This window comes from Pseudomonas sp. JL23, assembly GCF_056933585.1.
In genome coordinates this window covers 608,091-633,428 of record NZ_CM167795.1, presented here as the reverse complement: position 1 = coordinate 633,428, position 25,338 = coordinate 608,091, and the positions used below count along the sequence as shown (strand labels likewise).

At 61.6% G+C, this 25,338-nt stretch carries 20 protein-coding genes and 1 pseudogene; 11 read left to right on the top strand and 10 right to left on the bottom strand.

What is annotated here, in order from left to right:
- Window positions 1-410: 410 nt before the first annotated feature.
- On the top strand, window positions 411-647 hold the full coding sequence (locus AC1Z24_RS03055) for a DUF6124 family protein (RefSeq protein WP_483744479.1): 237 nt from the start codon (window positions 411-413) through the stop codon (window positions 645-647).
- 95 nt (window positions 648-742) lie between these two features.
- Here AC1Z24_RS03055 and AC1Z24_RS03050 read toward each other — a convergent pair whose 3' ends face one another.
- The gene (locus AC1Z24_RS03050) at window positions 743-1,645 is read right to left on the bottom strand and encodes a helix-turn-helix transcriptional regulator (protein WP_259104579.1); all 903 of its coding nucleotides are present in this window, start codon (window positions 1,643-1,645) and stop codon (window positions 743-745) included.
- 386 nt (window positions 1,646-2,031) lie between these two features.
- Here AC1Z24_RS03050 and AC1Z24_RS03045 point away from each other — a divergent pair, with 386 nt between their 5' ends.
- The 4 genes from AC1Z24_RS03045 (at window position 2,032) to AC1Z24_RS03030 (ending at window position 6,166) form a co-directional block, all read left to right on the top strand.
- The gene (locus AC1Z24_RS03045) at window positions 2,032-3,369 is read left to right on the top strand and encodes an MFS transporter (RefSeq protein ID WP_483744478.1); all 1,338 of its coding nucleotides are present in this window, start codon (window positions 2,032-2,034) and stop codon (window positions 3,367-3,369) included.
- A gap of 317 nt (window positions 3,370-3,686) precedes the next feature.
- Window positions 3,687-4,388, top strand: coding sequence for a fumarylacetoacetate hydrolase family protein (locus AC1Z24_RS03040; protein ID WP_483744477.1), 702 nt, complete (start codon window positions 3,687-3,689; stop codon window positions 4,386-4,388).
- A gap of 31 nt (window positions 4,389-4,419) precedes the next feature.
- On the top strand, window positions 4,420-5,184 hold the full coding sequence (locus tag AC1Z24_RS03035; protein WP_483744476.1) for an SDR family oxidoreductase: 765 nt from the start codon (window positions 4,420-4,422) through the stop codon (window positions 5,182-5,184).
- 28 nt (window positions 5,185-5,212) lie between these two features.
- Window positions 5,213-6,166, top strand: a complete 954-nt coding sequence (locus AC1Z24_RS03030; RefSeq protein WP_483744475.1) for a 2-hydroxyacid dehydrogenase — start codon at window positions 5,213-5,215, stop codon at window positions 6,164-6,166.
- 154 nt (window positions 6,167-6,320) lie between these two features.
- Here the strand turns inward: AC1Z24_RS03030 and AC1Z24_RS03025 are convergent, their stop codons facing one another.
- Window positions 6,321-8,639, bottom strand: coding sequence for a TonB-dependent receptor (locus tag AC1Z24_RS03025; protein ID WP_483744474.1), 2,319 nt, complete (start codon window positions 8,637-8,639; stop codon window positions 6,321-6,323).
- Window positions 8,640-8,786: 147 nt separating this feature from the next.
- On the opposite strand from AC1Z24_RS03025, the gene AC1Z24_RS03020 reads away from it, so the two are divergent.
- Window positions 8,787-9,488, top strand: a complete 702-nt coding sequence (locus AC1Z24_RS03020) for a tetratricopeptide repeat protein (RefSeq protein ID WP_483744473.1) — start codon at window positions 8,787-8,789, stop codon at window positions 9,486-9,488.
- Between the two features lie 169 nt (window positions 9,489-9,657).
- Window positions 9,658-10,566 (top strand): alpha/beta hydrolase, encoded by a 909-nt coding sequence (locus tag AC1Z24_RS03015; RefSeq protein WP_483744472.1) that lies wholly within the window; start codon window positions 9,658-9,660, stop codon window positions 10,564-10,566.
- A 54-nt stretch (window positions 10,567-10,620) separates the two neighbouring features.
- Here AC1Z24_RS03015 and AC1Z24_RS03010 read toward each other — a convergent pair whose 3' ends face one another.
- The 5 genes from AC1Z24_RS03010 to AC1Z24_RS02990 form a co-directional block, all read right to left on the bottom strand.
- A complete protein-coding gene (locus tag AC1Z24_RS03010; protein WP_483744471.1) occupies window positions 10,621-11,469 on the bottom strand; it encodes an ureidoglycolate lyase in 849 nt (282 codons plus the stop codon).
- Between the two features lie 35 nt (window positions 11,470-11,504).
- Window positions 11,505-12,239 (bottom strand): SDR family oxidoreductase, encoded by a 735-nt coding sequence (locus tag AC1Z24_RS03005; RefSeq protein ID WP_483744470.1) that lies wholly within the window; start codon window positions 12,237-12,239, stop codon window positions 11,505-11,507.
- Window positions 12,239-13,630, bottom strand: a complete 1,392-nt coding sequence (locus AC1Z24_RS03000; protein WP_483744469.1) for an MFS transporter — start codon at window positions 13,628-13,630, stop codon at window positions 12,239-12,241. The genes AC1Z24_RS03005 and AC1Z24_RS03000 overlap by 1 nt, the downstream gene beginning before the upstream one ends.
- 84 nt (window positions 13,631-13,714) lie before the next feature.
- Entirely contained in the window at window positions 13,715-15,292 is a 1,578-nt protein-coding gene (locus AC1Z24_RS02995; RefSeq protein ID WP_483744468.1) for an aldehyde dehydrogenase (NADP(+)), read from the bottom strand.
- 96 nt (window positions 15,293-15,388) lie between these two features.
- Window positions 15,389-16,357, bottom strand: a complete 969-nt coding sequence (locus tag AC1Z24_RS02990; protein ID WP_483744467.1) for a LysR family transcriptional regulator — start codon at window positions 16,355-16,357, stop codon at window positions 15,389-15,391.
- Window positions 16,358-16,471: 114 nt separating this feature from the next.
- Between AC1Z24_RS02990 and AC1Z24_RS02985 the strand changes: the two genes are divergently transcribed.
- Together AC1Z24_RS02985 and AC1Z24_RS02980 are read left to right on the top strand one after the other, a co-directional pair.
- Complete coding sequence (locus AC1Z24_RS02985; protein WP_483744466.1) at window positions 16,472-17,656, top strand: fumarylacetoacetate hydrolase family protein; 1,185 nt, start codon at window positions 16,472-16,474, stop codon at window positions 17,654-17,656.
- A gap of 56 nt (window positions 17,657-17,712) precedes the next feature.
- The gene (locus AC1Z24_RS02980) at window positions 17,713-19,497 is read left to right on the top strand and encodes an IlvD/Edd family dehydratase (protein WP_483744465.1); all 1,785 of its coding nucleotides are present in this window, start codon (window positions 17,713-17,715) and stop codon (window positions 19,495-19,497) included.
- A 151-nt stretch (window positions 19,498-19,648) separates the two neighbouring features.
- Here the strand turns inward: AC1Z24_RS02980 and AC1Z24_RS02975 are convergent, their stop codons facing one another.
- From AC1Z24_RS02975 to AC1Z24_RS02965, 3 genes and pseudogenes are all read right to left on the bottom strand, one after another.
- Window positions 19,649-20,413 (bottom strand): methyl-accepting chemotaxis protein, encoded by a 765-nt coding sequence (locus tag AC1Z24_RS02975; RefSeq protein WP_483746508.1) that lies wholly within the window; start codon window positions 20,411-20,413, stop codon window positions 19,649-19,651.
- A 150-nt stretch (window positions 20,414-20,563) separates the two neighbouring features.
- Window positions 20,564-21,388: pseudogene (locus tag AC1Z24_RS02970) on the bottom strand (cache domain-containing protein); the annotation flags it as partial.
- A 359-nt stretch (window positions 21,389-21,747) separates the two neighbouring features.
- Window positions 21,748-22,488: a GntR family transcriptional regulator gene (locus tag AC1Z24_RS02965; protein WP_483744464.1), complete on the bottom strand. Its 741-nt coding sequence runs from the start codon at window positions 22,486-22,488 to the stop codon at window positions 21,748-21,750.
- Window positions 22,489-22,590: 102 nt separating this feature from the next.
- Between AC1Z24_RS02965 and AC1Z24_RS02960 the strand changes: the two genes are divergently transcribed.
- Both AC1Z24_RS02960 and dctA read left to right on the top strand, forming a co-directional pair.
- Window positions 22,591-23,946 (top strand): class-II fumarase/aspartase family protein, encoded by a 1,356-nt coding sequence (locus tag AC1Z24_RS02960; RefSeq protein WP_483744463.1) that lies wholly within the window; start codon window positions 22,591-22,593, stop codon window positions 23,944-23,946.
- 78 nt (window positions 23,947-24,024) lie between these two features.
- Window positions 24,025-25,326 carry a C4-dicarboxylate transporter DctA gene (gene dctA / locus AC1Z24_RS02955; protein WP_483744462.1) on the top strand — a complete coding sequence of 434 codons (1,302 nt, stop codon included), beginning with the start codon at window positions 24,025-24,027 and terminating at the stop codon, window positions 25,324-25,326.
- The last annotated feature ends 12 nt before the right edge of the window (window positions 25,327-25,338 follow it).

Below are 25,338 nucleotides of genomic sequence, written 5' to 3'. Positions count from 1 at the left end.
GGCGTAGCCATGGTCGATACAACTCTGTCGCCCGTCATAGCGTCTTCCCGGCTAAAGCCGGTCCTACAGACATCTAAAAACGCTCAGGCGCCACACCAAATGTGACGAATTTGCAGGACGCGTCTCTTTCTCTTGAGTGAAGTTTCCTAAACAATCCCGACCGCATTGTGCCTGTGAATTTCCACGACTAGTCTGCGCCCCGCCACTGAAAACCAGTGGTCGGGATTGAGACCCCGGCGTCAGGAATTTGCAGCACATGCCATCTGGCTTCACGCTTTATGGCGGCTGTTGCGGGCAGACTTCGGTCTGGCCGAGCTTTGCTTATTCCCTCGGGTCTCAACCTGCATACAGCCGTCACCTCCCTTGTCCTTGAGACCGATAAGGGGGTGGCCTCATGAAGGTAATAAGCGATGTCCACACTAGTCCCCGATCCCCCAGAAACCCTCGAACAAAACCTCACCCAGGCCTGCGACATGCTGCGCTGTCTGCTGGCCGTTGCCTATGAATCCGCTGACCAGGACTGCGGCCCGAAACGCGATCTGGCGTTTTCGGTTGTGCACCTGGGGCAAGGGCTTAAAGCCTTGCTTGATCGTTCACTGACCCAGGCCGAAGCGCGTCATACCCCTAATCCGTGGGACCGGCTTTAGCCGGGAAGGCTTAGGCATGATCGACACATTTCTATCTCCTGCCCCATTGCCTTCCCGGCTAAAGCCGGTCCCACAGGGTCGGATGCCTCTCCCTCTTACACATCCCGCTGCTTGCGAAACTGCCCCGGCGGCATGCCGTGGGCGTTGCGGAAGCGCCGGGAGAAGTAGGCTTCGTCGGCAAAGCCGCACAGCCGGGCGATTTCGCCTACGGGTTTGGTGTCGTTAAGCAGCAGGGTGCGGGCCAGGTGCATGCGCCGTTCCAGTACCAGCTCGCTGAAGGTCTTGCCCACTTCCTTGCGCAACCAGTGGGTCAGGTAATTGGGCGAGAGGAAGGCGGCAGACGCGGCTTTTTTCAAACTCAAGTCCGGGTCGCTAAGGTTCTTGCGCACGTATTCCGACATCCGCGCCAACGCATCGCGGCGGCTGCGTTCGGCGGCGTTGTCGTCGGCCAGCACCTTGATCTGCTCGGCAAAGCGCTCGCAAACGGTGCCGATCAGTTGCAGCAGGCAACCCTTGAGAATCTCCCGGGTGCCGAACTGGCGCTGTTGATCGAGCCTGCGCATGCGCATCAGCAAGGTCTCGATTTCAGCGAAGTCGGCCTGATCGAGAATGAAGTCCAGGCTCTCCTGAAAACGAAACGGCGACAGCTCCGGCGCCAGGGCAATGGGCACGTCTTCCAGGTCCAGCGGGTCGCATTGCAGCTGCGGCATGAGGAAGGTCTGGGCAAAGTTGATCAGCAGGAAATTGCCGTCGTCCGGGTGCGGGATCAGGTGCAGCTTGTGCGGCAGGATAAACGCCAGGGCGTTGCGCGGAAACGGCCGGACCACGCCGCCGATATGCTGCACGGTATCGCCACCCAGGTTGACCTGGATCTGGAAATACTCGTGACGATGCGGCCCCGTTTCAGCGCTGCGGGCGTGTTTGTCGCGAATGTAGAAATCGGGGCGCTCGCTGCGCTGTTGCATGCCATAGGTCGGCACTTGAATCGCTGAATCCATCTCGGGACCTCTTGTTCGAATAGCCGCCGCGTCGATGACGAGCTATCTGATGCGCTTGCCTGGGAAGCGCGTCAAGAAGTCTTCAGCGGCGGCCAATCTTGTCACATGTCAGACGACATTTTTCGTGAAAACCTCTTCACGCCACGGTCTGACAATGTCCAAGAAAAAATATTCTTTCTGTCACATTACGAAGGCTCTAAGACGAAGCTCTCGTCAGTTTTTTCATGATTCCTGCACGGTCCGGCCCGTCGCGGATTTCTTGGACAAATATCAACGCCTGCGGCTTGAAATCCAAAAACGTTCTAAGCGCTCGGTTGTATTTGCGTGGTCGTACGATAACTTGAAGAGGCTTCTCCGACACCAATAAAAACAGTGAGGAAACACCCATGTCGAATCCTGACATTCAGGCTATCGACGCCCGTGTCGCCGCTTCCGCGGCAGCAGCACCGGCTCGTCTGCCCTCCCGTCGTCGCTGGTTCATGCTCTCGCTGTTGTTGATCGCCACCATCATCAACTACGTAGACCGTGTGAACATCTCCATCGCCGCACCGTTCATGGCCAAGGACCTTGGCCTGGACAAAGTGGAAATGGGCCTGATCTTCTCCGCCTTCGCCTGGACCTACGCCTTCGCCCTGGTGCCCGCCGGCTTTATCGCCGACCGCTTCGGTTCGCGCTTCACGTACGGCGCTTCGCTGATCTCCTGGTCGGCGGTCACGGTGTGCCAAGGCTTTGCCGGCGGCTTCGCGTCGCTGTTCGGTCTGCGCCTGGCCATCGGCGCCATGGAAGCCCCGGCCTTCCCGGCCAACAGCCGCGCCGTAACGGTGTGGTTCCCGGCCAAGGAACGCGGCACCGCCAGCAGTATCTACGTGTGCGGCCAGTACTTGGGTACGGCGCTCTTCACCGGCGCACTGCTGTGGCTGGCCACGACCTACGACTGGCGCCATGTGTTCTACAGCACCGGTATCGTCGGCGTGGTGTTCGGCATCATCTGGCTGTACGTCTATCGCGACCCGATGTTCTGCAAGAAAGTCAGCAAGGAAGAGCTGGCCTACATCGAGGACGGCGGCGCACTGGTCAAGGCCAGCAAGGACAAGAACAAATTCAAGTGGGCACAGATCGTCGAGCTGATGAAATATCGTCAGGTCTGGGCCATCTGCCTGGGCAAGTTTGCCAGCACTTCGGCACTGTATTTCTTCCTGACCTGGTTCCCGACTTATCTGATCGAAGAGCGCCACTTGACCATGGTCAAGGTCGGTATCTTCGCCATCCTGCCGTTCATTGGCGCGACCGTCGGCGTGCTGCTGGCCGGGGTGATTGCCGACTGGATGATCCGTCGCGGTTTCTCCCTGTCAATCTCGCGCAAGCTGCCATTGGTGGTGGGTTCGGCGCTGGGCATGTCGATCATGCTGGTCAACTTCACTGACTCCAACGAGTTGTGCATTGCCCTGCTGACCGTCGCCTTCTTCGCCCAGGGTATCGCTTCGTCCTCATGGGCGGCGGTATCGGAAATCGCACCGAAGGAACTGATCGGCCTGACCGGGGGCATCACCAGCCTGGCAGCCAACATCGGCGGGATCGTCACGCCCATCGTTATCGGCCAGATCCTGCATGTCACCGGGACCTTTGCCTACGCCTTCTGGTTTATCGGCGGCGTGGCGGCGATCGGCACCCTGTCCTACTCGCTGCTGCTGGGCAAGATCTACCGCATCGAACTGAAGTCGTAATCCAGGGCGTGTGAAAACGTCGCGAGCGAAGGCAAGACAAGGCAAAAACAGGCGAGGAAGCGGAGTTTAGGCCTCTAAATGAGCATTCCGAGCCTGTTTTTAACGCAGGATTGTCGAGCGCAGCAGTTTTCACACGGCCTGGGGATCCGTTGTACGTGTGACCTTATGCCCTCCCCCTATGGGCAACGGCGTACGCGAGTACGCCTTTTTCTTCCCTGCACTTCGCCGTTTTTACTCCAATTTGAACACCGCGTTGTCCAACTTTGCGCGTCACTGATCCCGTAGGCTGATCACTGACGACTGGACTCGCCCGAGGAATGAACATGATTGATTACGTATTTGAACCTGGGCACGTGCGCAGCCTGCCGGTGGAGAACAGCACCGCGCGCTTTCCGGTTGCCCGGGTGTTTTGCCTGGGGCGCAACTACCACTGGGGCGATTCGCAGAATGCACCGCGGGAAATGCCAGCCTTTTTCATGAAGCCCGCCACAGCGGTGATCGATGCCGTCGGCGAGCTGGAGTTTCCAAGCCAGACCGAGCAATTCTGCCATGAGATAGAACTGGTGGTTGCTATCGGCAAGGGCGGTTTCGAGATCGACGAAGCCCAGGCGCTGGAGCATGTCTTTGGCTACGCTGCTGGCCTGGATATGACTCGCCGCGATCTGCAAATGGCGGCCAAGGCGGTCGGCCAACCCTGGGAAGCGGCCAAGGCTTTCGACGGCTCGGCACCGATCACGCCGATCCGCCCGGCCAGTGAATTAGGCCACCCCAGTCAGGGCGCGCTGTGGTTGAGCGTCAACGGCGTGGAGCGCCAGCGCTCGGATCTGGAAAGCCAGATCTGGACGGTGGCTGAAATTGTCAGTCGCCTGTCTCGTTCCATTCAATTACTGCCCGGCGATCTGATCATGACCGGCACGCCGCCGGGTGTGGATTCGCTGCAAAGCGGTGACGTGATCACCGCAGGCATTGCCGGTATCGGCCAACTCGAAGTACGTGTCGGTGGGCGTCGCGCCGCCTGACCCATCCAAACGATAAGCAGGAGATAGAACAATGACTGACAACACCCTCCCGAGAATCGCCCTGGTCACCGGCGCTGGCAGCGGCATCGGCCGCGCAGTGGCCCTGAGCCTTCTGGCTGATGGCTACAAGGTCGTGGTCACCGGCCGCCGTATCGAACCGTTGCAGGAACTGGAAGTTCTGGCCCGTGAACAAGGCGGCGAAGTGCTGGCTGTGTCCAGCGATGTGCGTGATCCGGCCAGTGTCGACGCGCTGTTCGCGACCATCGAGGAGGTCTATGGCCGCGTCGACGTGGTGTTCAACAACGCCGGCGTCAACGCCCCTGCCGTGCCGGTGGACGAGCTGCCAGTGGAAAACTGGCTGAACGTGATCAACACCAACGTCACCGGCGTTTTCCTGTGCAGCCGCGCGGCCTTCGGCCTGATGCGCAAGCAGTCGCCACAAGGTGGCCGGATCATCAACAACGGTTCGATTTCCGCCCACACCCCGCGCCCGTTCACCTCGCCTTACACCGCCAGCAAGCACGCCGTGCTGGGGATCACCAAGAGCCTGGCGCTGGATGGCCGCGAGTTCAACATCGCCTGCAGCCAGATCGATATCGGCAATGCCCTGACCGAGCTGTCAGTGCGCATGACCAAAGGCGTGCGCCAGGCCAACGGCGAGATCGCCGTGGAGCCGATGATCGACGTCAAACACATCGCTGATGCCGTGCGTTACATCGCCGGGCTGCCGCTCTCGGCCAACGTGCTGAACATGACTGTCATGGCCACCAACATGCCGTTTGTCGGCCGTGGCTGATCGACCCCGATTCTGTGAGTGATAAAAGATGAAAGCTGAAGTTCTGCAACTGAGTCCGATCCTGATCCCCGAGATCAACGCGCGCCTGAACGAGTTGTACACCGTGCGCCCGTACTTCCAGCAAACCGACAAGGCCGCCTACCTGCGTGAGCATGGCGCCAACATCACAGCCGTCGTGACTGGCGGCCATACCGGCATTACTCGCGCAGTAATGGAGCAGTTACCTGCAGTGAAAGTGATTGCGGTCAATGGCGTCGGCACCGATGCCGTGGACCTGGCTTATGCCCGCGACCGTGGCATTCATGTCACGGCGACTATCGGCGCCCTGACCGAAGACGTCGCCGACCTGGCTATCGGCCTGCTGATTTCTACCTGTCGCGGCCTGAACACCGCTGACCGTTATGTGCGCAGCGGCGCCTGGCCAAAAAGCCCGACGCCGCTGGCGCCGATTCCCCTGGCCCGGCAGTTCAGCGGCATGCGTGTCGGCATCGTCGGCCTGGGCCGAGTGGGCCGCGCCGTCGCCACCCGCGCCGCTGCCTTCGGTTGCCCGATCAGCTACACCGACCTGCGCGCCATGGATGACGTGCCTTACACCTTCGTCCAAGACCTGGTCGAACTGGCCCGGCAGAGCGACGCCCTGATCGTCGCCGCCGCTGCCGACAAGGCCAAGGGCATTATCAATGCCCAGGTTCTGGCCGCGTTGGGCGCCGAGGGTTACCTGATCAACGTCGCACGGGGCAGCCTGGTCAACGAACCGGATTTGGTCGCCGCCTTGCAGACCGGCTCGATTGCCGGGGCTGGCCTGGATGTATTCGTGGATGAGCCGAACGTACCGACCGAGCTGTTCGAGCTGGAAACCGTGGTGCTGCAACCGCACCGAGCCAGCGCCACCGTGCAGACTCGCACGCGCATGGGTGAGATGGTGTTGGCGGCGTTGGCCCAGGGGTTGGCAGGGCAGAAGCCGGCTGCGGCTGTAGCCTAATTCGAAACCCTGTAGGACCGGCTTTAGCCGGGAGCGCGCTCTCGCGGCTAAAGCCCGCTCCTACAGGTCCGGTTCCAAATCAAAAATTGAGCGCCAAAAACAACAAAGCCCCTGCGGCTTCAACCGCAGGGGCTTTGTGTTGTTACGGCGTCGGTTAGAAGGTGTAGTCAGCCGACAGCACGGCGGCACGGGCATCGCCCGGTGTCGCCCAGCCGTTGTTGCGGATGCGGGTCAGGTAGTCCTTGTCGAACAGGTTGTTGACGTTCAGACGCAGGCCCAGGTTACGGTTGACCTTGTAGGCCACCATGGCGCGGTGAACGGTGTAGCCCGACGAAGTCGGTGCGGCATCGGCGCTGGCCAGGTACTGCTTGCTCTGGGTGGTCAGACCGTAGCCGACCTGGAAGTTATACGGCAGATCGTACGTGGTCCAGATGCTGGCTGCGTTCTTCGGCGTGAAGGTCAGCGGCTTGCCCTTCTGCGCATCGACACCGGTGGTCAGCTTGGTGAAATCACTGACGCTCTGCAGCACTTCGGTGTGCAGGTAGGTGTAGTTGGCGAAGATCTTCCACTTGTCCGTGATCGCGCCCGACAAGCCCAGGGACGCGCCATCGACACGCGCTTCACCGTCGAGGGTCTGCTCGCCCGTCAGGTTGCTTGGGTCGTTGCTCGCCACTTTGTAGTTGGTGCGGTCGTTGCGGAATACCGAGCCGGTGAGGGACAGCGCGCTGTTGAAGAAGTCCCACTTGGTGCCGATTTCGTAGCTGATGGATTTCTCCGGATCAGCATTACAGTTGTTGGACGCCGCAGTAGTACCCCGCGCCGCCGTGTAGCAACCGCCGTTAACGGTGGCCTGGGACGGCGTCTTGGTGTTGCCGTAGGCGACGTAGACACTGCCGTTTTCCGCTGGTTTGTAGACCAGGGCCAGGCGGTAGGACGTCAGGTCGTCGGTGTTGTGGAAGCGCGAACCTGGCGTTACGACACCGTTGGTGGCATAGGCGTCGGTGACCGAGCTGCCGTCGTTACGCTCATAGCGCACGCCGCCGTTGATTTCCCACTGCTCGTTGAACTTGAGCGTGTCGAAAGCATAGGCGGCGCGGTTATTCAGCTCGCCGTCGATGTGGCTGGCGCGAACGAAGTTGTGATCACCGGCCCAGTAGGAGTTCGGGTCGCTGATGCTCACAGGTGGCGGAACGATGGTTGCGCCGGAACCGGTGCGCAGCCAGTTGCCGGTATTGGCCTCGTACTCTTCACGGGTCAGCGCCACACCGGTGACGAGGGTGTGGTCAATGAAGCCGGTGGCGAAACGCGTGGTCACGTCGGTCTGGTTGGTGAAGATCTTGTTTTGGGTATCGCGAGCGTTACCCAGGGAGCCGCCACTTGGCTGGAAGTAGCCTGGCGCCAGGCCTGCGGTACACGCCGCGCCGTTGGGCTGACGACCGTTGGCCAGACACGCCGTCGACGCGCCTTCCGGGCCGGACGCACGCAGGTCCTGACGGACACGGGCCACGCGGCTGAAGTTGCGTACCGAGACATTGTCATTGAAATCATGCTCGAGCTTCAGGCTGAAAGCGTCGGTGGTGATTTCCTGCTTGTTCATGTTGTGGTAGCCGTAATAATCGCTGGTCCCTACGCCCGGCAGCAGCTTGCCGTTGTAGATCGGGACGCCGTATTGCGGCAGGTTGTCGTCTTTCTGGTGTTCGTAGCTGGCGGTGACGCGGGTGTCGGTGCCCAGGCCGAAGGCGATGGACGGGGCGATACCCCAGCGCTCGTAGTCTTCGTAGTCACGGCCCGGCGCATCGTTGCCGTGGGCCATCAGGTTCAGACGAAACGCGGTGGTGTCGTTGAGCTTCTGATTGCTGTCCAGGGTGATGCGCTTGTAGTTGTCGGTACCGACACCGGCGCTGATCGTGGTCTTGTCATGCAGCTCGGGCTGCTTGGTCACGATATTGATGGTCCCGCCCACGGAGCCTGAGCCCGAGTAGACGGAACTTGCGCCGTTGACCACTTCCACTTGTTGCAGGTTGAACGGATCGGTGCGGCTGTACTGGGCGCTGTCGCGCACGCCATCGACGTAGATGTCGTTGCTGGCCGAGAAACCACGCAGGTTGATGCTGTCGCCGTAGCCGCTGCCACCTTCACCGGCACCAAAGGTGATGCCTGGCACGGTGCTGAGGATATCGCGCATGGTCAGCAGGTTCTGATCCTGGATCACCTCTTTGGGGATGATGGTGATCGTCTGCGGGGTATCGCGCAGTGGTTCGGTGTACTTGGCCGAAGCTGGCGCCACCGGGTTGTAACCACCACCAGTGGCGTCGGCCTGACCTTCAATGCTGGTTGCGCCCAGTTCTACGGCGCCCTTTTTCACAGCGTCGTCTGCGTAGGTAAAACCTGCTTGCGCTGCGACGGCCAACCCGACCGCAGATGCCAGCAAATGACGCTGTGAAAGCAGCGCCGAATCCGTTCTTGAAGTCATTTAATTTCCTCCCCGAAATGTAAATGCGGCGCGATCGTAATTGAAAATCAATCTCAAACAAAGTAATTTGTAACAAATGTTTTTGACATACTACAAATCCGGTACAGGTCGGGATTCGCCCGGCCCTGCGCCATCTGACGGCCACTCATGAACACTCAACGCTCAATCCACGACGACCCCCGCGCTTACGCCAAGGCAGTCATGCGCGCTGCCGAACTGGGTGATCTCGATGCCCAGACCACCCTTGGCCAGTTGCTGCTCGACGGGCGCGGCATCGCTGGCGATCAGGCACTGGCCCTGACCTGGTTTCGCATCGCTGCCCGGCAGGGCCATGCCATGGCGGGCAATATGGTCGGGCGCTGCCTGGAGAATGGCTGGGGTTGCGAGATCGACCTGACGGGCGCGGCGCAGCACTACCGGCAGGCCGCCGAACTCGGGCTGGATTGGGGGTTGTACAACTACGGCCAGTTGCTGACCCGTGGTCGCGGTGTGGCGCCAGACATGAGCGCCGCCTACGCCCTGTTTCAACAGGCCGCCGCCATGGGCCACGCAAAGTCCATGAACCTGCTGGGGCGCTTTCACCATGAGGGCGTGGTGGTGGAACGCAACGAGGAACAGGCGCAGCACTGGTATCTGCTGGCGGCTCAGGGCGGGGACTTTCGCGGGCAGTACAACCATGCCGCCGTATTGGCCGATCAGGGTCGCTACGACGACGCCTGTCTGTGGCTCGGGCGTGCGCTGGAGACGGCGACGCCGGGGTTTCTGGAGGCGGCCGGGCCGGTGTTGCTGGCTTCAAAGAATGAGCAGATTCGAGAGATGGGGGAGCGGTATCGGCGGGTGAATGGCTGAGTAGAACGGTTTTCCCTGTAGGAGCGGCTTCAGCCGCGAGAGCGTCCTCCCGGCTAAAGCCGGTCCTACTGTGTGTGGCGATACAGTCGCTTGGCTGAACACCCCCCCGAAAAGCATTCCTGCGCCGCCGTTCCATGGTAGATATTTCGAAATATTTTCTGGGGGCCGTATGAACCGTCGAAATTTCCTTACCTGCTCGACCGCCGCACTGATCGCGCTGCGCATGTCCATGGCCAACGCCAGCCTGATTATCCCCGACAACGAAGGTACAAAAATTCTCCTGTGGGAAGGCACTCCACCTGGGGGTGGCGGCCCGACAGGCGATGAAATTGTCTCGGCCAAAGGCGCGCTGACCAACGTCTCTCGCCCGTCGCTGCGAGTCTTCAAGCCCGAGCGCCCGAACGGCAAGGCCGTACTGGTGGCCGCAGGGGGTGGCTACAAACGCATGGAGATGGGCATGGAAGCCTGGCCCGCCGCGCAATGGCTGACGGCACGAGGCTATACCGCTTATGTGCTCAGCTATCGCCTGCCCGGTGAAGGCTGGGCAGACGGCAATAAGGTCGCGCTGCAAGACGCCCAACGTGCCCTGCGCATTATTCGTAGTCGGGAAAAACAGGTCAGCGTGTTGGGTTTTTCGGCGGGTGGGCATTTGCTCGGCATGGCCGTCACCGCGACGGGCGAAGCGACCTACGCGCCTCAGGATCATCTGGACTCGACCCCGGCAGTCGCCGATGCCGCCGCCCTGATCTATCCAGTGATCACCCTGCTGCCGCCGTACGATAAGACCTCGACCCATAAACTGCTGGTCGGGCCTCATGCGCCAGAGGCCGAGGATGCCAAGTGGTCGGTGCAGACCCGGGTCACCTCACGCACGCCACGGATGTTCCTGGCGCAAGCGGAAGATGACCCGATCTCCGACCCGGCCAACACCCTGATCATGGCCGCAGCCTGCGAACATGAACATGTCGCCGTGGAGATGCACCGTTATGCCAGTGGCGGCCATGGCTTTGGCCTGGGCAGGCCGGGGACGCCCACTACGGAGTGGCCGGCCGCCTACGAGAAATGGCTGAACGCTTAGCTACCCAGGGGCTGTACGAAGAGTCGCCGAGCGTACGCACTTTTCGTACAGAGCCTAGTCGGCCTGGACCGTCAACTGCTGCTGCTCGCCCAATCCTTCGATCCCCAGGCGCATGCGTTGCCCGGCGCGCAGGAACACCGGCTGCGGCTTGACGCCCATGCCGACGCCCGGCGGCGTGCCGGTGGAAATCACGTCGCCCGGTTGCAGGCTCATGCAGCGGCTCAGGTAGGCCACCAGTTGCGGCACGTTGAAGATCAGCGTGCGGGTGTTGCCCTGCTGATAGCGATGGCCGTCCACTTCCAGCCACAGGTCGAGGCTGTGCGGGTCGGCGACTTCGTCACGGGTCACCAGCCACGGGCCGATGGGGCCGAAGGTATCGAAGCCCTTGCCTTTGTCCCAGGTGCCGCCGCGTTCCAGTTGCCATTCACGCTCGGACACATCATTGATCACGCAGTAACCGGCCACATGCTCCAGGGCATTGGCTTCGTCGATATTGCGCCCGCCTTTGCCGATCACCACGCCCAGCTCCACTTCCCAGTCGGTCTTGACCGAGCCGCGCGGGATCTCCACGTCGTCGTTGGGGCCGTTGATGGCGCTGGTCCACTTGTTGAAGATGATCGGTTCCTTGGGCACTTCCATATTGGCTTCGGCGGCATGGTCGGCGTAGTTCAGACCGATACAGACGAACTTTCCGATCTGCCCCACGCAGGCGCCGATACGCGGCTGCCCGGCCACCAGTGGCAGGCTGGCCGGATCCAGTGCGGCCAAGGCGGCCAGACCGGACGGAGTGAGGACATCACCGGCAATATCGGCAACATGGGCGGACAAATCACGGATCTGGCCGTTGGCGTCGAGCAGGCCGGGCTTTTCCGCACCTTTGTCGCCGTAACGTAGCAATTTCATGGAGGTCTCCTGTTCCTGTCGAAGGGCAAACCGGGTCAGATGCTCATGCCGCCATCAATAATGTGCACAGCGCCGGTTGTGTAAGAAGAGGCATCAGAGCCCAGATAAACAGCCAATTGCGCGATTTCTTCAGCACTACCGAGGCGGCCCATGGGTTGGCGGCCGACGAACTGCTGGTAAATCTGCGCTTGATCGACACCCTGTTGCGCGGCCTGTTCGGCAATTCGCTGGCGCAACGAAGGTGAATCTACCGTACCTGGGCAGATGGCGTTACAGCGAATGCCTTGGCCGATGTAGTCCGCAGCCACAGACTTGGTCAGACCGATCACCGCAGCCTTGCTGGCCGTGTAGGCAAAACGGTTGGGCACGCCTTTTACGCTGGACGCCACCGACGCCATATTGATGATCGAGCCACCGCCACGAGTCAGCATGCCCGGCAGAAACGCCTTGATCATGCGATACATGGCCGTGGCGTTGAGCTCAAAAGAACGGCTCCAGGCCGCTTCATCGCACTCAAGAATGCTGCCCGAATGCACGTAGCCCGCGCAGTTGAACAGTACATCGATGGCGCCGATCGACTCACTGGCGGCAATGATGTCCTCGGGGCTGGTCACGTCCAGACGCAGGGCCTGCAGCCCTTCGATGGCTTCAAGCGTGCGAATGTCGATGTCCGTGGCGATCACTTGCGCGCCGGCCGCGACAAAGGCCTTGGCGCTGGCCAGGCCGATGCCCTGGCCGCCCGCCGTGATCAGCACGCGCTTGTTCTTCATCAGGCTTTTTCCATGTTCAGAGAAGTGGGCAGCACCGGCCGAGCGTCGTCTTTCCTGCCCAGCATGCTGCCGGGAATGGCCAGGATCAGCCCGCCGCTGACCAACAGGCACAGCGCAAGCACATAGGTGCCGTTATTGATGTCGCCGGTCAGGTTCTCAGCCACAGCCGTGATCATCGAGCCGGTAAACCCGGACAGGTTGCCGATGGCGTTGATCATGCCGATCCCGGCCGCAGCAGCGGCGCCGGACAGCAACGAGCCAGGCAGGGTCCAGAAGATCGGCATGAGGCTGAGAATCCCCGAAGCGGCCACGGTCAGGAACAGCACCGACAGCACCAGGTTATGGGCGAAAAACGCACTGAGGATCAGCCCGATGCAACCGATGAAAGCCGGAATCGCCGCATGCAGGCGACGCTCGCCGGTCCGGTTGGAATGCCGGGCATTGAGCAGCATGATCACCGTCGCCACACCGTAAGGGATCGCGGTCAGCAGGCCAATCTGCACGGTACTGGTGATACCGGTGCTTTTGATGATCGACGGCATCCAGAACGCCAGGCCATAAAAGCCGGTGTTGAACGTCAGCAGAATCAGCACCAGCAGCCACACCCGCGGGTTGAGGAAGACTTCGCTGATACGGGTCACCTTGCCCGTGCTGTCAGTCTGCAGATTGGCCTTGAGCATGGCTTTCTCTGCCGCCGACAGCCACTTGGCCTTGTCGATGTTGTCGCACAGGCAAGCAATGACCACGAACGCCATGATGATCGACGGGATACCCTCGATGATCAGCATCCATTGCCAGCCAGCCATGCCCTGGATCCCGGCCATGCTGCTCATCAGCCAGCCGGAGACCATGCCGCCCAGTGTCAGGCTGACGGGCATGGCCATGAGGAAACCGGACATCACGCGGCTCTGCCGTTGGGTCGGGAACCAGTAGTTGAGGTAGAGGATCACGCCGGGGAAGAAACCGGCCTCGCAGATGCCGAGCAGAAAGCGCAGGACGTAGAACATGCTGCTGGTTTCGATGTGAAACAGCGTCGCCAGAGGCGCGGTGAATGCGACGGCAATGGAGATCACCGCCCAGCTGAGCATGATGCGGGCGATCCAGAAACGTGCGCCGAAGCGATGCAGCAACATGTTGCTCGGCACTTCGAAGATGAAATAGCCCCAGAAGAACACGCTGGCGCCCAAGGCGTAGATCGTGTTGCTGAATTGCAGATCGCTAAGCATGTCCAGCTTGGCGAAACCCACGTTGACCCGGTCCAGATAGGCCGCCATGTAGCACAGCAACAGGATCGGCAGGATGCGCAGGATGACCTTGCGATAGGTCCGGTCCTCGAAAGCGCTGTCGTGAACAGGCGCGTTGGCGCCCTGGTATTCGGCGTTTGTTTGCATGGGATTAACCCTTGGGCACGTTTACATGCCTGATTGTTTTTATTGAATGGGTCTGTGCCGGGCATGGGGCCCGGCGGCGTTGCGTTACAGCGTTTTCTCGGTCAACCGGCCATCGACCAGGCGCGTCAGGCCCAGCGGATTGCTGTTCTTGAGGGCGTCGGGCAATAGCGCATCAGGAAAATTCTGGTAGCACACCGGGCGCAGAAAACGATCGATGGCCAGGGTGCCGACCGAGGTGCCACGGGCATCCGATGTGGCCGGATAAGGGCCGCCATGAACCATGGCCTCGCAGACCTCGACACCGGTCGGGTAACCATTGATCAGGATCCGGCCGACCTTGCGCTCCAGCACTTCGATCACTTCGACGCAGCGGGCCAGTTCATCGGCCTCGCCAATCAGCGTCGCCGTCAGTTGCCCCTGCAAGGCGTGCAGACACTGCAGCAATTGCTGCATATCCGCCGCTTCGATAACGATGGTCGCCGGGCCGAAAATCTCTTCCTGCAGCAGCACATCGCCGTCCAACAACAGGCTCGCGTCGGCCTGGAACAGTTGCGCCTGAGCCTGGCTGCCTTCCTGCGCCTGACCGGCCAGATGACGAACACCGGAATGTTTGAGCAATGCGGCGCAACCCTGTTGATAACTGCGCAAGGTGCCTGCATTGAGCATGGTCTGGGTCGGCTGGTCGGCCATGGCATCGGCAAGCCGTTGGATAAACCCGTCGAAAGCCGGCGAGCGCAGGCCGATGACCAGGCCCGGATTGGTACAGAACTGCCCGACACCCTGCACCACCGACGCGCTCAGTTCCCTGACGATATCATCGCCGCGAACCTCCAGCGCCTCGGGCAGGATGATGACCGGGTTGATGCTGCTCATCTCGGCGAACACAGGTATCGGCTGAGGCCGGGCAGCAGCCATATCGCATAGCGCGCGGCCACCCTTGAGCGAGCCGGTAAAACCGACCGCCTGGATCGCCGGATGCTTGACCAGCGCCTCGCCCACGCCACCACCGAAAATCATGTTGAACACCCCAGCTGGCATGGCGGTTTTCTCTGCCGCGCGAATAATCGCGGCGGCAACCTGCTCGGCCGTGGCCATATGCCCGCTGTGGGCCTTGAAAACTACCGGGCAACCGGCAGCCAGTGCGGCAGCGGTGTCGCCGCCTGCGGTGGAAAACGCCAACGGAAAGTTACTGGCGCCGAAGACCGCGACCGAGCCGACACCCATGCGGCACTGGCGCAGGTCGACACGCGGCAGCGGGGTACGCTGCGCCAGTGCCTGATCGATCCGCGCACCCAGGAAGTCGCCACGGCGCAGAGTGGCGGCAAACAGGCGCATCTGGCCGCTGGTCCGGGCTCTTTCGCCTTGCAGGCGCGCTGCTGGCAGAGCGGTTTCCTGGCCGATCAGGGCAATGAAATCATCGCCCAAGGCATCCAGTTCATCGGCGATAGCATCAAGAAATTCGGCGCGGCGGGCGGCGGGCAGCCCGCGGTAGGCAGGATAAGCGCTGGCAGCAGCGAGGCAGGCGGCATCCACTTCTTGCGGTGTGGCCTGGTGAAAAGCGCTGAAGGCGTGCCCGGTACGGGCATCGACGCTGTGCAGGATCACCGAGCCGGCCGCGCTGCGACGACCCGCAATGAAGTTGTGACCGGACAAATCGGACATGGGGAATACCTGACCATTTATAGTTATTGGCCGGTAATCTAAGCCCGCGTCCGATTCAATCCCAATGGCATTTTTGGATTAATTGATAACGTATGGTTATTGAGATGCACCGCGCCCTTCCTGTTCATCCCGGGCCAGGCGTGCGTTCTCCATAAGGATGTCGGCAAACTCCATCGCCGGACCGTTCAGGTGCTCGCCTTTACGGGTGAGAATCCCGTAATACTGGGGCGTCAGGTAGAGCGGCGTATCGAGAATCTTCAGCAGGCCACTCTCCAGATGCGGCGCCACCATGGCGTCGGGGAGCATGCCGATCATGGGGCCGCTTTGCAGCACCTTGAGGAAGGTCTGCATGGAAATGGTTTCGATGGTGTTCCTCGGCACGTCCACTTGGGCACTGGCAAACGCCTGCTCCATGCGCCCGCGAATCGGCGTGCCCTTGGGATAGAGCATCCATGGCCAGTCGACCAATTGCTGCAAGGTCATGGGCCCGGCATCGCACAGCGGATGGCGGCTGTTGACCACGATGCAGAAGGGCTCGGGCGCCAGTTCCTGGAAGTCGTAGCGCTGTTGCTGGGCCTGGTCGGTGAAGCGGCCGATGGCCAGGTCCAGCGTGCGCTCTTCGAGCATTTCCATCAGGTGGTCGCTGGTCTGCTCCACCACTTCAATGGCCAGCAACGGCCAGCGCTCCTTGATCTGCACGATTGCCTGAGGGAGCACCACGGCCGTCGCGGCAAAGATACCGCCCACCTTGAGATGACCATGGCCACCGGCACTGAGGTTATTGATCTGTTCGACGAAAGTACGCGCATCGTTGAGCGCCAGTTGTGCATAACGCACCACCTGCACACCCAGAGCCGTGGGCAGCATGCTGCGCGGCAGGCGTTCGAAAAGGGTGAAACCCAACAGGCTCTCGATTTCCTTGAGCATCTTGCTCAGGGCGGGCTGGCTGAGGTTCATCTGCTGGGCGGCCAGATGCATGTTGTGAGTGCGGCCCAAGGTATCGATGAGCACCAGATGCCGGAATTTCAGCCAGTTGCAAAAGTTGGAGAACGACAAGTCCGACATGGGAGCGCCCCGCCCGGCAATAACGCCAGGTTATCAATAATTGAGAATATGCCATTGGAGTTTATCCGCGCGCCCACCTAGCGTGCAGCTTTTATGGCCCTGGAATTCTTCACCATGACAACAATAAGACTGACCTGTGCAAACACCCTGCCCGACGACAGCCCGTCAGCCACACTGATCGGCCGTGCCTGGGTGCCGGGCGAAGTATCCGGGCCGTCGCCCGTGGTGTTGCGCGCCGACGGTGTGTTCGACCTGTCCGCGCATTTCGCCACCCTGAGCGACTTGCTGGAAAGTGACTCGCCGCTCAAGGCCGTGCGTGAAGTCCCCGGCCGCTTCATTTGCAGCGCTGAAGACCTGCTGGCCAATACCGGCGCCCACGCCGATCCGGGCAAACCCTTCCTGTTGCCACCGCTGGACCTGCAAGTGATCAAGGCTGCGGGCGTGACCTTCGCCGCGAGCATGATCGAGCGGGTCATCGAGGAAAAAGCCGGCGGCGACGCGGCCAGGGCCGAAGGGGTGCGTGCCACGGTGCGCAGCGTCATCGGTGACAACCTGCGCGCGGTCAAACCGGGTTCCGAGCAGGCCATGCGCCTCAAAGCACTGCTGATCGAACAAGGCATGTGGTCGCAGTATCTGGAGGTGGGCATTGGCCCCGACGCCGAGATTTTCACCAAGGCGCCGATCCTGTCCGCCGTGGGCAGCGCCGCCGATATCGGCATTCACCCCGGCTCGCAATGGAACAACCCGGAGCCGGAAGTGGTGCTGGCGGTCAACAGTCGCGGGCAGATTCACGGCGCGACACTGGGCAACGACGTCAACCTGCGCGACTTCGAAGGCCGCAGCGCGCTGCTGCTGAGCAAGGCCAAGGACAACAATGCCTCCTGCGCCATCGGCCCGTTCATTCGCCTGTTCGACGAGCAGTTCAGCCTCGATGACGTGCGTAACTGTGTGATCGATCTGGAGGTACGCGGCAACGATGGCTATCTGCTCAACGGCGCCAGCTCCATGGACCAGATCAGCCGCGACCCGCAGGACATCGCCGGGCAAACCCTCAACGCCAACCACCAGTATCCCGACGGTTTCGTGTTGTTTCTCGGCACCCTGTTCGCCCCTACCGAAGACCGTGATCATCCGGGCGCCGGTTTCACCCACAAGCAGGGCGATCAGGTGCGCATCAGCAGTCCGCGTCTCGGCGCCCTGCATAACCACGTAACCTACAGCGATGCGGCCACGCCCTGGACCTTCGGGGTCAGCGCCCTGCTGCGTAATCTGGTTGCCCGTGGCGTACTGACCCGCTGAGCCCAAGCGCCACCGGCCACGACCGAATCACAATAAATACAAGAGAGACATCAATCATGAGCTTGCCCCCTAAACGCCCCCTGCGCAGCCAGCAATGGTTCGATGACCCTGACCACGCCGACATGACCGCGCTCTATGTCGAGCGTTACATGAACTACGGCCTGACCCGGGAAGAACTGCAGTCCGGCAGGCCGATCATCGGTATCGCTCAGACCGGCAGCGACCTGACGCCCTGCAACCGCCATCACATCGAACTGGCCCAACGGGTCAAGGCCGGCATCCGCGACGCGGGGGGTATCCCGATGGAGTTTCCGGTCCACCCGATCGCCGAACAGAGCCGCCGCCCCACCGCCGCCCTGGACCGCAACCTGGCGTACCTGGGCCTGGTGGAAATCCTCCACGGTTACCCACTCGATGGCGTGGTGCTGACCACCGGCTGCGACAAGACCACGCCGGCGTGCCTGATGGCTGCGGCCACCACTGACCTGCCCGCCATCGTTCTGTCCGGCGGGCCGATGCTCGACGGCCACCACAAGGGCGAACTGATCGGCTCCGGTACGGTGCTCTGGCATGCGCGCAAGCTGCTCGCCGCCGAAGAGATCAACTACGAAGGCTTCATGGAAATGACCACAGCGGCCTCGCCTTCCGTGGGTCACTGCAACACCATGGGCACCGCCCTGTCGATGAACGCCCTGGCCGAAGCCCTGGGCATGTCGCTGCCCGGCTGCGCCAGCATTCCGGCCCCGTATCGCGAGCGCGGGCAAATGGCCTATGCCACCGGCAAGCGCATCTGCGAACTGGTGCTGCAAGACGTGCGGCCGTCGCAGATCATGACCCGCGAAGCCTTCGAGAACGCCATCGCTGTGGCCTCGGCACTGGGCGCTTCAAGCAACTGCCCGCCACACCTGATTGCCATCGCACGACACATGGGCGTCGAGTTGAGCCTCGATGACTGGCAACGCATCGGCATGGATGTGCCGTTGTTGGTCAACTGCATGCCGGCTGGTAAATACCTGGGCGAGGGCTTCCACCGCGCAGGCGGTGTGCCTGCGGTGATGCACGAGCTGCAAAAGGCCGGGCGCCTGCATGAAGACTGCGCCACCGTCAGCGGCAAGAGCATCGGTGAAATCGTGCGCAATTCCCTGTCCAGCAATGCCGACGTCATCCTGCCCTACGACGCGCCGCTCAAACACAGTGCAGGCTTTATCGTGCTCAGCGGCAATTTCTTCGATAGCGCGATCATGAAGATGTCGGTAGTGGGCGAGGCGTTCCGCAAGACTTACCTGTCCGAACCCGGCGCCGAGAACAGCTTCGAAGCACGGGCCATCGTCTTCGAGGGGCCGGAGGATTACCACGCGCGCATCAACGACCCGGAACTGGATATCGACGAGCGCTGCATTCTGGTGGTTCGCGGCGCCGGCACAGTCGGTTATCCCGGCAGCGCCGAAGTGGTGAACATGGACCCGCCTGCGGCCCTGATCAAACGCGGCATCGAGTCCCTGCCCTGCCTTGGCGACGGTCGCCAGAGCGGTACTTCGGCCAGCCCGTCGATCCTCAACATGTCCCCGGAAGCCGCCGTGGGTGGTGGTATTGCGCTGCTACGCACCAATGACCGCCTGCGCGTCGATCTCAACGCCCGTTCGGTGAACCTATTGGTGGACGAGGAGGAACTGGCGCAACGGCGCAGCGAATGGACGCCCAGCTTCCCGCCGTCGCAAACGCCCTGGCAGGAACTCTACCGGCAACTGGTCGGGCAGTTATCCACAGGCGGCTGCCTGGAACCGGCGACCCTGCACATGAAAGTCATCGCCCGCAGCGGCGCGCCACGGCATTCGCATTGAGGGAGCCACCAACCGCAGGGTTATAGGCGGGAGAGGCCTCGTAGGAGCGGCTTTAGCCGCGAGATGGCCCTCGCGGCTAAAGCCGCTCCTACGGTCAGATGGTTGCCGCGCGACAACTCTGTGTCAGGAACACCGTGTCCGCTTCTACCGCTCAAATCCTGAAATGCCCCACCAACCCCTGCAAGCGCACGGCCTCGCGCTCCAGCTCGGCGCAGGCGTCGAAGGTCGAGTGCAGGTTGGCCATGCCCTGGCGGTTCAGGGCGTCGATCTGGGCGATGTCATCGTTGACTGACAGCACCACGCAGGTCTGTTCTTCCGTGGCGGCGGCCACCGACTGGTTCATCGCGTCGATTTCGCCGATACGCTGGGCCACTTTGCTCAACCGCTCGCCGGCCTGATTGGCGACGGTGACGCTGGTTTCGCTCTCGCGCTGGCTCTCGGTCATGGTCGCCACGGCGGTTTGTGCGCCGACTTGCAACTGCTCGATCAAGCCCTGCACCTGCCGCGCCGAGTCCTGGGTGCGGTGCGCCAGGTTGCGCACTTCATCGGCGACCACGGCAAAGCCCCGGCCCGCCTCGCCTGCCCGCGCCGCTTCGATGGCGGCGTTCAAGGCCAGCAGGTTGGTCTGCTGGGAAATACTGGTGATGACCTCGAGAATCTGGCCGATATCGCCGGTCTGGGTGGCGAGGTTTTCGATGGTGATGCGCGATTTGTCGATGTTTTTCGACAAGCGATTGATCGCTTCGATGGTCATGCCGACCACTTGTTGCCCGTCATCGGCCAGCGCTCGCGCCTGACTCGAACTCTGGGACGCCAGCGCCGCATTACGGGCGATCTCGGACGAGGCCGCGCCCAACTGGTGAATGGCCGACACCACGCTCTCGGTGCGCCGCGCCTGCTCATCGGAATTGCTCATGGACGTGCGCGACACACGGGTCACCTGGGCCGCCACCTGATTGAGCGCGGAACTGGTGCCCGACACATCGCGAATCGAAATCTGAATGAACTCGAGGAAACGGTTGAACGACTGCGCCAGCGCGCCGAACTCATCCCGGGAATTGATCGGCAAGCGCTGGGTCAGGTCACCTTCGCCATTGGCGATGTCTTCCAGGGCCTGGCCCATGGCGTGCAGCGGGCGCATCAGCCAGCGGATCAGCACGCCGAGCAGCAGAATAATGATCACTACCGCAATCAGGGTGGCAGTGATTGCCAGAGTGCGCAGCTCGCTGAGCATGGAAAACGCGGCCTGTTGATCGATGACCATCGCCACGTACCAGTCGGCCGACGCCAGCCCATCGACATGAGTGAAAGACAGCAACTGCGAGCCATTGGCGCCGCTGATCTCCCGCACACCCGGCGCAGGCAGTTGTGTGCCCGGGCCGAACACGTCCTTGAGATCCTTGAGGATGAACTTGCCGTCCGGATGCACCAACACCTTGCCGTCGGCGCTGACGATAAAGGCGTAGCCATGGCCATCGAAATTGAGGGTGTTGATCAGCTTGCTCAAGTCGTCCAGGGACAGGTTGGCGCAGGCCACGCCGAAACGATCCTGATATTTCACCGGGGTCGCCACAGTCATCACCATCTTTCCGGACGACGCGGCGATATAGGGCTCGGTAAACACCGTCTGCTTGCGCTCTTGCGCGGCCTTGTACCAGCCCCGCACGCGCGGGTCGTAGTCCGGGGCGCGCACGCTGTCCGGCAGGGAGAACATCGAACCGTCGCTGCCGCCGTAGGAAATCAGCTGAAAGTTCTCGGCATACACCGGCAGGTTGATGGTCTTGAGCAGACTGGCGTTGTCAGTCCCTTCGACATTGAGGCGCTGGCCCAGGGTCTCGATCAGGCGCATACGGCTTTCCAGCCAGGTGCGGATATCGTGGGCGGTCAACATGCCCAGCTGCTGCAACTTGGCGTCGACATCACCGCGCAGGGTCTGGCGCTGCCGGTAGTCGGTGACAGCAATAAACGCACTGAAGGCCAGAATGACGATCAGGGCTGCGGCGATCAAAATTTTGCGACTGAAACCAATGCCTTTCATCAACTCACCTCACCCATCGTCACCCAGTCGGTTGATAGCAAAGTTGAATCACGGCCTGCTCACGGGCAATTGCCGTTTCGGCACAGGCGCGGGCCTGTTCGGCACATGCTGTTTAGCACCGCCTTTACAGCAGGATCTGCTGTGGCATTTATTTTTGTGGTGCCCGCAATTAGTGCGAGGGGACGCCCTGGTACGGGGTTCGAGTTCGGAACTTACATCCCATCGCGCTTCATCTGCATGGTCAGGGTGAACCTGTCGGCCGGGTAGAAGTTCTCCGAAACCGCAATCAAACCACCTTGGCCATCGCGATACTGACGAATGATATTGAGCGCCAGCGACCCCGGCTTGGCGTTCAGGCTCGCCGCCATTTCCGCCGACAACTGCACCGGCCGGACTTCCTGATCCACCGAATGAATATCCCGCGAGAACGCCCGGCCGATCAGCGCGGCGATCAGTTCGTCCGGGTGCTCATGGGCTTGGGGGATGACTTCGTCGTATTGCCGGTCGGCGTAGACATCGGTCCAGCACAGCGGCGCATCGCGCTCGTTGCGGTCGACCTTGATGCTCGACACGCAAAAGTAATGGCCGCCCGGCTCAAGACCCAGGCGCCGGGCCAGGGCGATATCCGCGACGAAATGCCGGACGCCCTGAATATCCCGAACGTGGGATTCGGCGACATTGACCAGGTCCGCCACCGAGGCGATGGCCTGGGTGTAGCCGCTGCTCGGCTGGGAGGCTTCGACCCGGGTGCCGACGCGCTTTCTTCTCGAGACCATGCCCTGGCCTTCCAGCTGGCTGATCGCCGCACGGACGGTATGGCGGCTCGCCTGATAGATGGCGCACAGCTCGAACTCCGTGGGCAGCAACGAGCCGATCGGATAGCGGCCGCTGCCGATCGACTCCATCAAATCCTTCGCTACATGTGCGTAGCGCTTCAGCCCATCGCCTTCCATCAGGTACCTCCCGGTTGATTTGACAGCTTACCAGAACGGCGGCAATCATATGTCCGAACATATATTAATATGTACGGTTAAAAACAACAAATAGAGGTTGCCATGTCCAGTACCGTTTTCGACTCCGTCCTGTTCCGCGATATGTTCGGCACTGCCGAAATGCGTGCCGTGTTTTCCGACGAGGCGCTTATTGGCCGTTATATCGAAGTCGAAATTGCCCTCGCCAAGGCTGAAACCCGCTGCGGCGTGATTCCTGCCGGGGCGGCTGAGAAAATCGCCGAACTGGCGCGATTCGACGCGCTAGACCTCAAGCTGATGCAGCACGAGACCGAAATCGTCGGCTACCCGATCCTGCCTCTGGTGGAACAGCTGTCGAAAATCTGCGGCGAAGCGGGCCGCTACGTGCATTGGGGCGCTACCACCCAGGACATCATGGACACGGCTGTCGTCCTGCAGGTGCGTGCGGCATTGGCCATCGTCGAGCGCGATATTCAGGCGGTGCGCGGCTTGCTGGCCGAACTGGCCAAGCGTTATCGCGATACGCCCATGGCCGGTCGCACCCATCTGCAACATGCCCTGCCGATCACCTTCGGCTACAAGTGCGTGGTCTGGCTGAGCATGTTCGACCGTCACGCCGAGCGCCTGGTCGAGCTGCGCCCACGGGTGGAGATCGGCCAGTTTGCCGGCGCCGCCGGGACCCTGGCCTCACTGGGCGACAAGGGCTTGGAAGTACAGCAAGCGCTGATGGCTGAACTGGGTCTGGGGGTGCCTCAGGCGACCTGGCATGTCGCCCGTGATGGCCTGGCCGAGACCCTGAACTTCCTCGGTCTGGTGACCGGCTCCCTCGGCAAGGTCGCGCTGGACGTGATGATGATGATGACCAGCGAACTGGGCGAAGTGTACGAGCCGTTCGTCAAAGGCCGTGGCGCCAGCAGCACCATGCCGCAGAAGCGCAACCCGATTTCCTGCGAACTGATGTATGCCGCCGCCAAGGGCGTGCGCCAGCAGGCCGGGCTGATGCTCGACGCCATGATCCAGGATTTCGAGCGCTCCACCGGCCCGTGGCAGGCAGAGTGGATCGCCATTCCTGAAGCCTTTGCCCTCAGCGCCGCCTCCCTCGGCCAGGCCAAATTCATGCTGGCGGGGCTGGAAGTACGCACCGAGCGCATGCGCGAAAACCTCGACATGACTCAGGGCCTGATCGTCGCCGAGGCCGTGATGATGGGCCTGGCCCCGGCACTTGGCCGTCAGGTCGCCCATGACGTGGTGTATGCCGCGTGCCGCATGGCCAACGACCAGCGCATCAGCCTGCTCGACGCCCTGCTGGCCCAGGGCGAAGCCACCGCGCAACTGGATATCGAAGAACTCAAGCGCCTCACCGACCCGGCCAACTACCTGGGCCTGGCCCCGCAGATGGTCGATTACGCCCTGGCCAACGAGGGCTCGGTAAAGCGTTGAAACATCCAGGGCCGCGGCAAGCCGGGGCCCGCCAAGCAGTTGCTGTAACTCCCCATAAGAACAAATGAGAGTACACACATGGCTTCCATCGAGAAAAAGCCGTTTTACCGCGACCTCACTTTTCAAGTGATCGCGGCCATGTTCCTCGGCATCGCCTTCGGCTTTGTAATGCCGGAACTGGCGGCACAATTGCGTATCCTCGGCGATATCTTCCTCAAGCTGATCAAGACTGCCGTTGCGCCCCTGGTGTTCTTCACCGTGGTACATGGCATTGCCTCGGCGGGCGATATAAAGCGCGTCGGCAAGGTCGGCCTGCGGGCGCTGATTTACTTCGAGGTGGTGTCCACCGTGGCCCTGGCCATCGGCCTGGTATGGGGCAATCTGTTGCAGATCGGCTCCGGCATGCATGACGCCCATCCCAGCAGCGCCACGGCGGCAGCCTCGGCGGCAGCGGTCGCCAAAGGCCACGGCCCGACTTCGACCCTGGACTTTATCTACGGTATCTTCCCCGACAACTTCGTCGGTGCTTTCGCCGGCGGCCAGTTGCTGCAAGTGCTGGTGGTCTCGGTGTTGTTCGGCTTTGCCCTGCTGACCCTCAAGCCTGAGCGCCGGGCGGTGATCGAAGACGGCCTGAGCCGGATCTCCGAGTGCTTCTTCGAGTTCATCAACCTGATCATGAAGTTCGCGCCACTCGGAGCCTTTGGCTCGGTGGCCTACGCCGTGGGCAGCAATGGCACTGCGGTGCTGATGTCCCTGGCCAACCTGGTGTTGATGTTCTACGTCGGCATCCTGTTCTTCATCTTCGTCGTGCTCGGCGCCGTTTGCCGGATCTCAGGCTTCAGCCTGTGGCGCTTCTTGAAGTACATCAAGGACGAGATTTTCATCGTCCTTGGCACCGCCTCTTCGGAGAGCGCCCTGCCACGCCTGCTGCAAAAACTGGAGAAGTTCGGTTGCTCCAAACAGAGCGTCGGCCTGGTGCTGCCCACCGGTTACGCCTTCAACCTGGATGGCACCTCGATCTATATGTCCATGTGCGTGCTGTTCATCGCCAACGCCTACGGCGTGCATCTGAGCTGGGAGCATCAACTGGGCATCGTCGCCATCACGTTGGTCACCTCCAAGGGCGCAGCGGCGGTATCCGGTGGCAGCTTTGTGGTGTTCGCCGCCACCGTGACCGCCATCGGCGTGCTGCCTGCCGAAGGCCTGGCGTTGCTGTTCGGCGTTTATCGCTTCATGTCCATGGCCATCGCCACCTGCAACACCATCGGCAATAGCGTGGCGACAGTAGTGGTGTCGAAATGGGCGGGCGAGTTCTCCGAGGAAACCGCGCAGAAAGAGTATCAGGAGCAGTTTGGCCGGGCGCCGGGCGCAGCGCTTTAAGCTGAGCTGTGG

Excerpts from the sequence above, each read along its gene's own strand:
- AC1Z24_RS03055 (WP_483744479.1), top strand. The coding sequence starts at position 411 with ATGTCCACACTAGTCCCCGATCCCCCAGAAACCCTCGAACAAAACCTC.
- AC1Z24_RS03050 (WP_259104579.1), bottom strand. The coding sequence starts at position 1,645 with ATGGATTCAGCGATTCAAGTGCCGACCTATGGCATGCAACAGCGCAGC.
- AC1Z24_RS03045 (WP_483744478.1), top strand. The coding sequence starts at position 2,032 with ATGTCGAATCCTGACATTCAGGCTATCGACGCCCGTGTCGCCGCTTCC.
- AC1Z24_RS03040 (WP_483744477.1), top strand. The coding sequence starts at position 3,687 with ATGAACATGATTGATTACGTATTTGAACCTGGGCACGTGCGCAGCCTG.
- AC1Z24_RS03035 (WP_483744476.1), top strand. The coding sequence starts at position 4,420 with ATGACTGACAACACCCTCCCGAGAATCGCCCTGGTCACCGGCGCTGGC.
- AC1Z24_RS03030 (WP_483744475.1), top strand. The coding sequence starts at position 5,213 with ATGAAAGCTGAAGTTCTGCAACTGAGTCCGATCCTGATCCCCGAGATC.
- AC1Z24_RS03025 (WP_483744474.1), bottom strand. The coding sequence starts at position 8,639 with ATGACTTCAAGAACGGATTCGGCGCTGCTTTCACAGCGTCATTTGCTG.
- AC1Z24_RS03020 (WP_483744473.1), top strand. The coding sequence starts at position 8,787 with ATGAACACTCAACGCTCAATCCACGACGACCCCCGCGCTTACGCCAAG.
- AC1Z24_RS03015 (WP_483744472.1), top strand. The coding sequence starts at position 9,658 with ATGAACCGTCGAAATTTCCTTACCTGCTCGACCGCCGCACTGATCGCG.
- AC1Z24_RS03010 (WP_483744471.1), bottom strand. The coding sequence starts at position 11,469 with ATGAAATTGCTACGTTACGGCGACAAAGGTGCGGAAAAGCCCGGCCTG.
- AC1Z24_RS03005 (WP_483744470.1), bottom strand. The coding sequence starts at position 12,239 with ATGAAGAACAAGCGCGTGCTGATCACGGCGGGCGGCCAGGGCATCGGC.
- AC1Z24_RS03000 (WP_483744469.1), bottom strand. The coding sequence starts at position 13,630 with ATGCAAACAAACGCCGAATACCAGGGCGCCAACGCGCCTGTTCACGAC.
- AC1Z24_RS02995 (WP_483744468.1), bottom strand. The coding sequence starts at position 15,292 with ATGTCCGATTTGTCCGGTCACAACTTCATTGCGGGTCGTCGCAGCGCG.
- AC1Z24_RS02990 (WP_483744467.1), bottom strand. The coding sequence starts at position 16,357 with ATGTCGGACTTGTCGTTCTCCAACTTTTGCAACTGGCTGAAATTCCGG.
- AC1Z24_RS02985 (WP_483744466.1), top strand. The coding sequence starts at position 16,472 with ATGACAACAATAAGACTGACCTGTGCAAACACCCTGCCCGACGACAGC.
- AC1Z24_RS02980 (WP_483744465.1), top strand. The coding sequence starts at position 17,713 with ATGAGCTTGCCCCCTAAACGCCCCCTGCGCAGCCAGCAATGGTTCGAT.
- AC1Z24_RS02975 (WP_483746508.1), bottom strand. The coding sequence starts at position 20,413 with ATGAGCAATTCCGATGAGCAGGCGCGGCGCACCGAGAGCGTGGTGTCG.
- AC1Z24_RS02965 (WP_483744464.1), bottom strand. The coding sequence starts at position 22,488 with ATGGAAGGCGATGGGCTGAAGCGCTACGCACATGTAGCGAAGGATTTG.
- AC1Z24_RS02960 (WP_483744463.1), top strand. The coding sequence starts at position 22,591 with ATGTCCAGTACCGTTTTCGACTCCGTCCTGTTCCGCGATATGTTCGGC.
- dctA (WP_483744462.1), top strand. The coding sequence starts at position 24,025 with ATGGCTTCCATCGAGAAAAAGCCGTTTTACCGCGACCTCACTTTTCAA.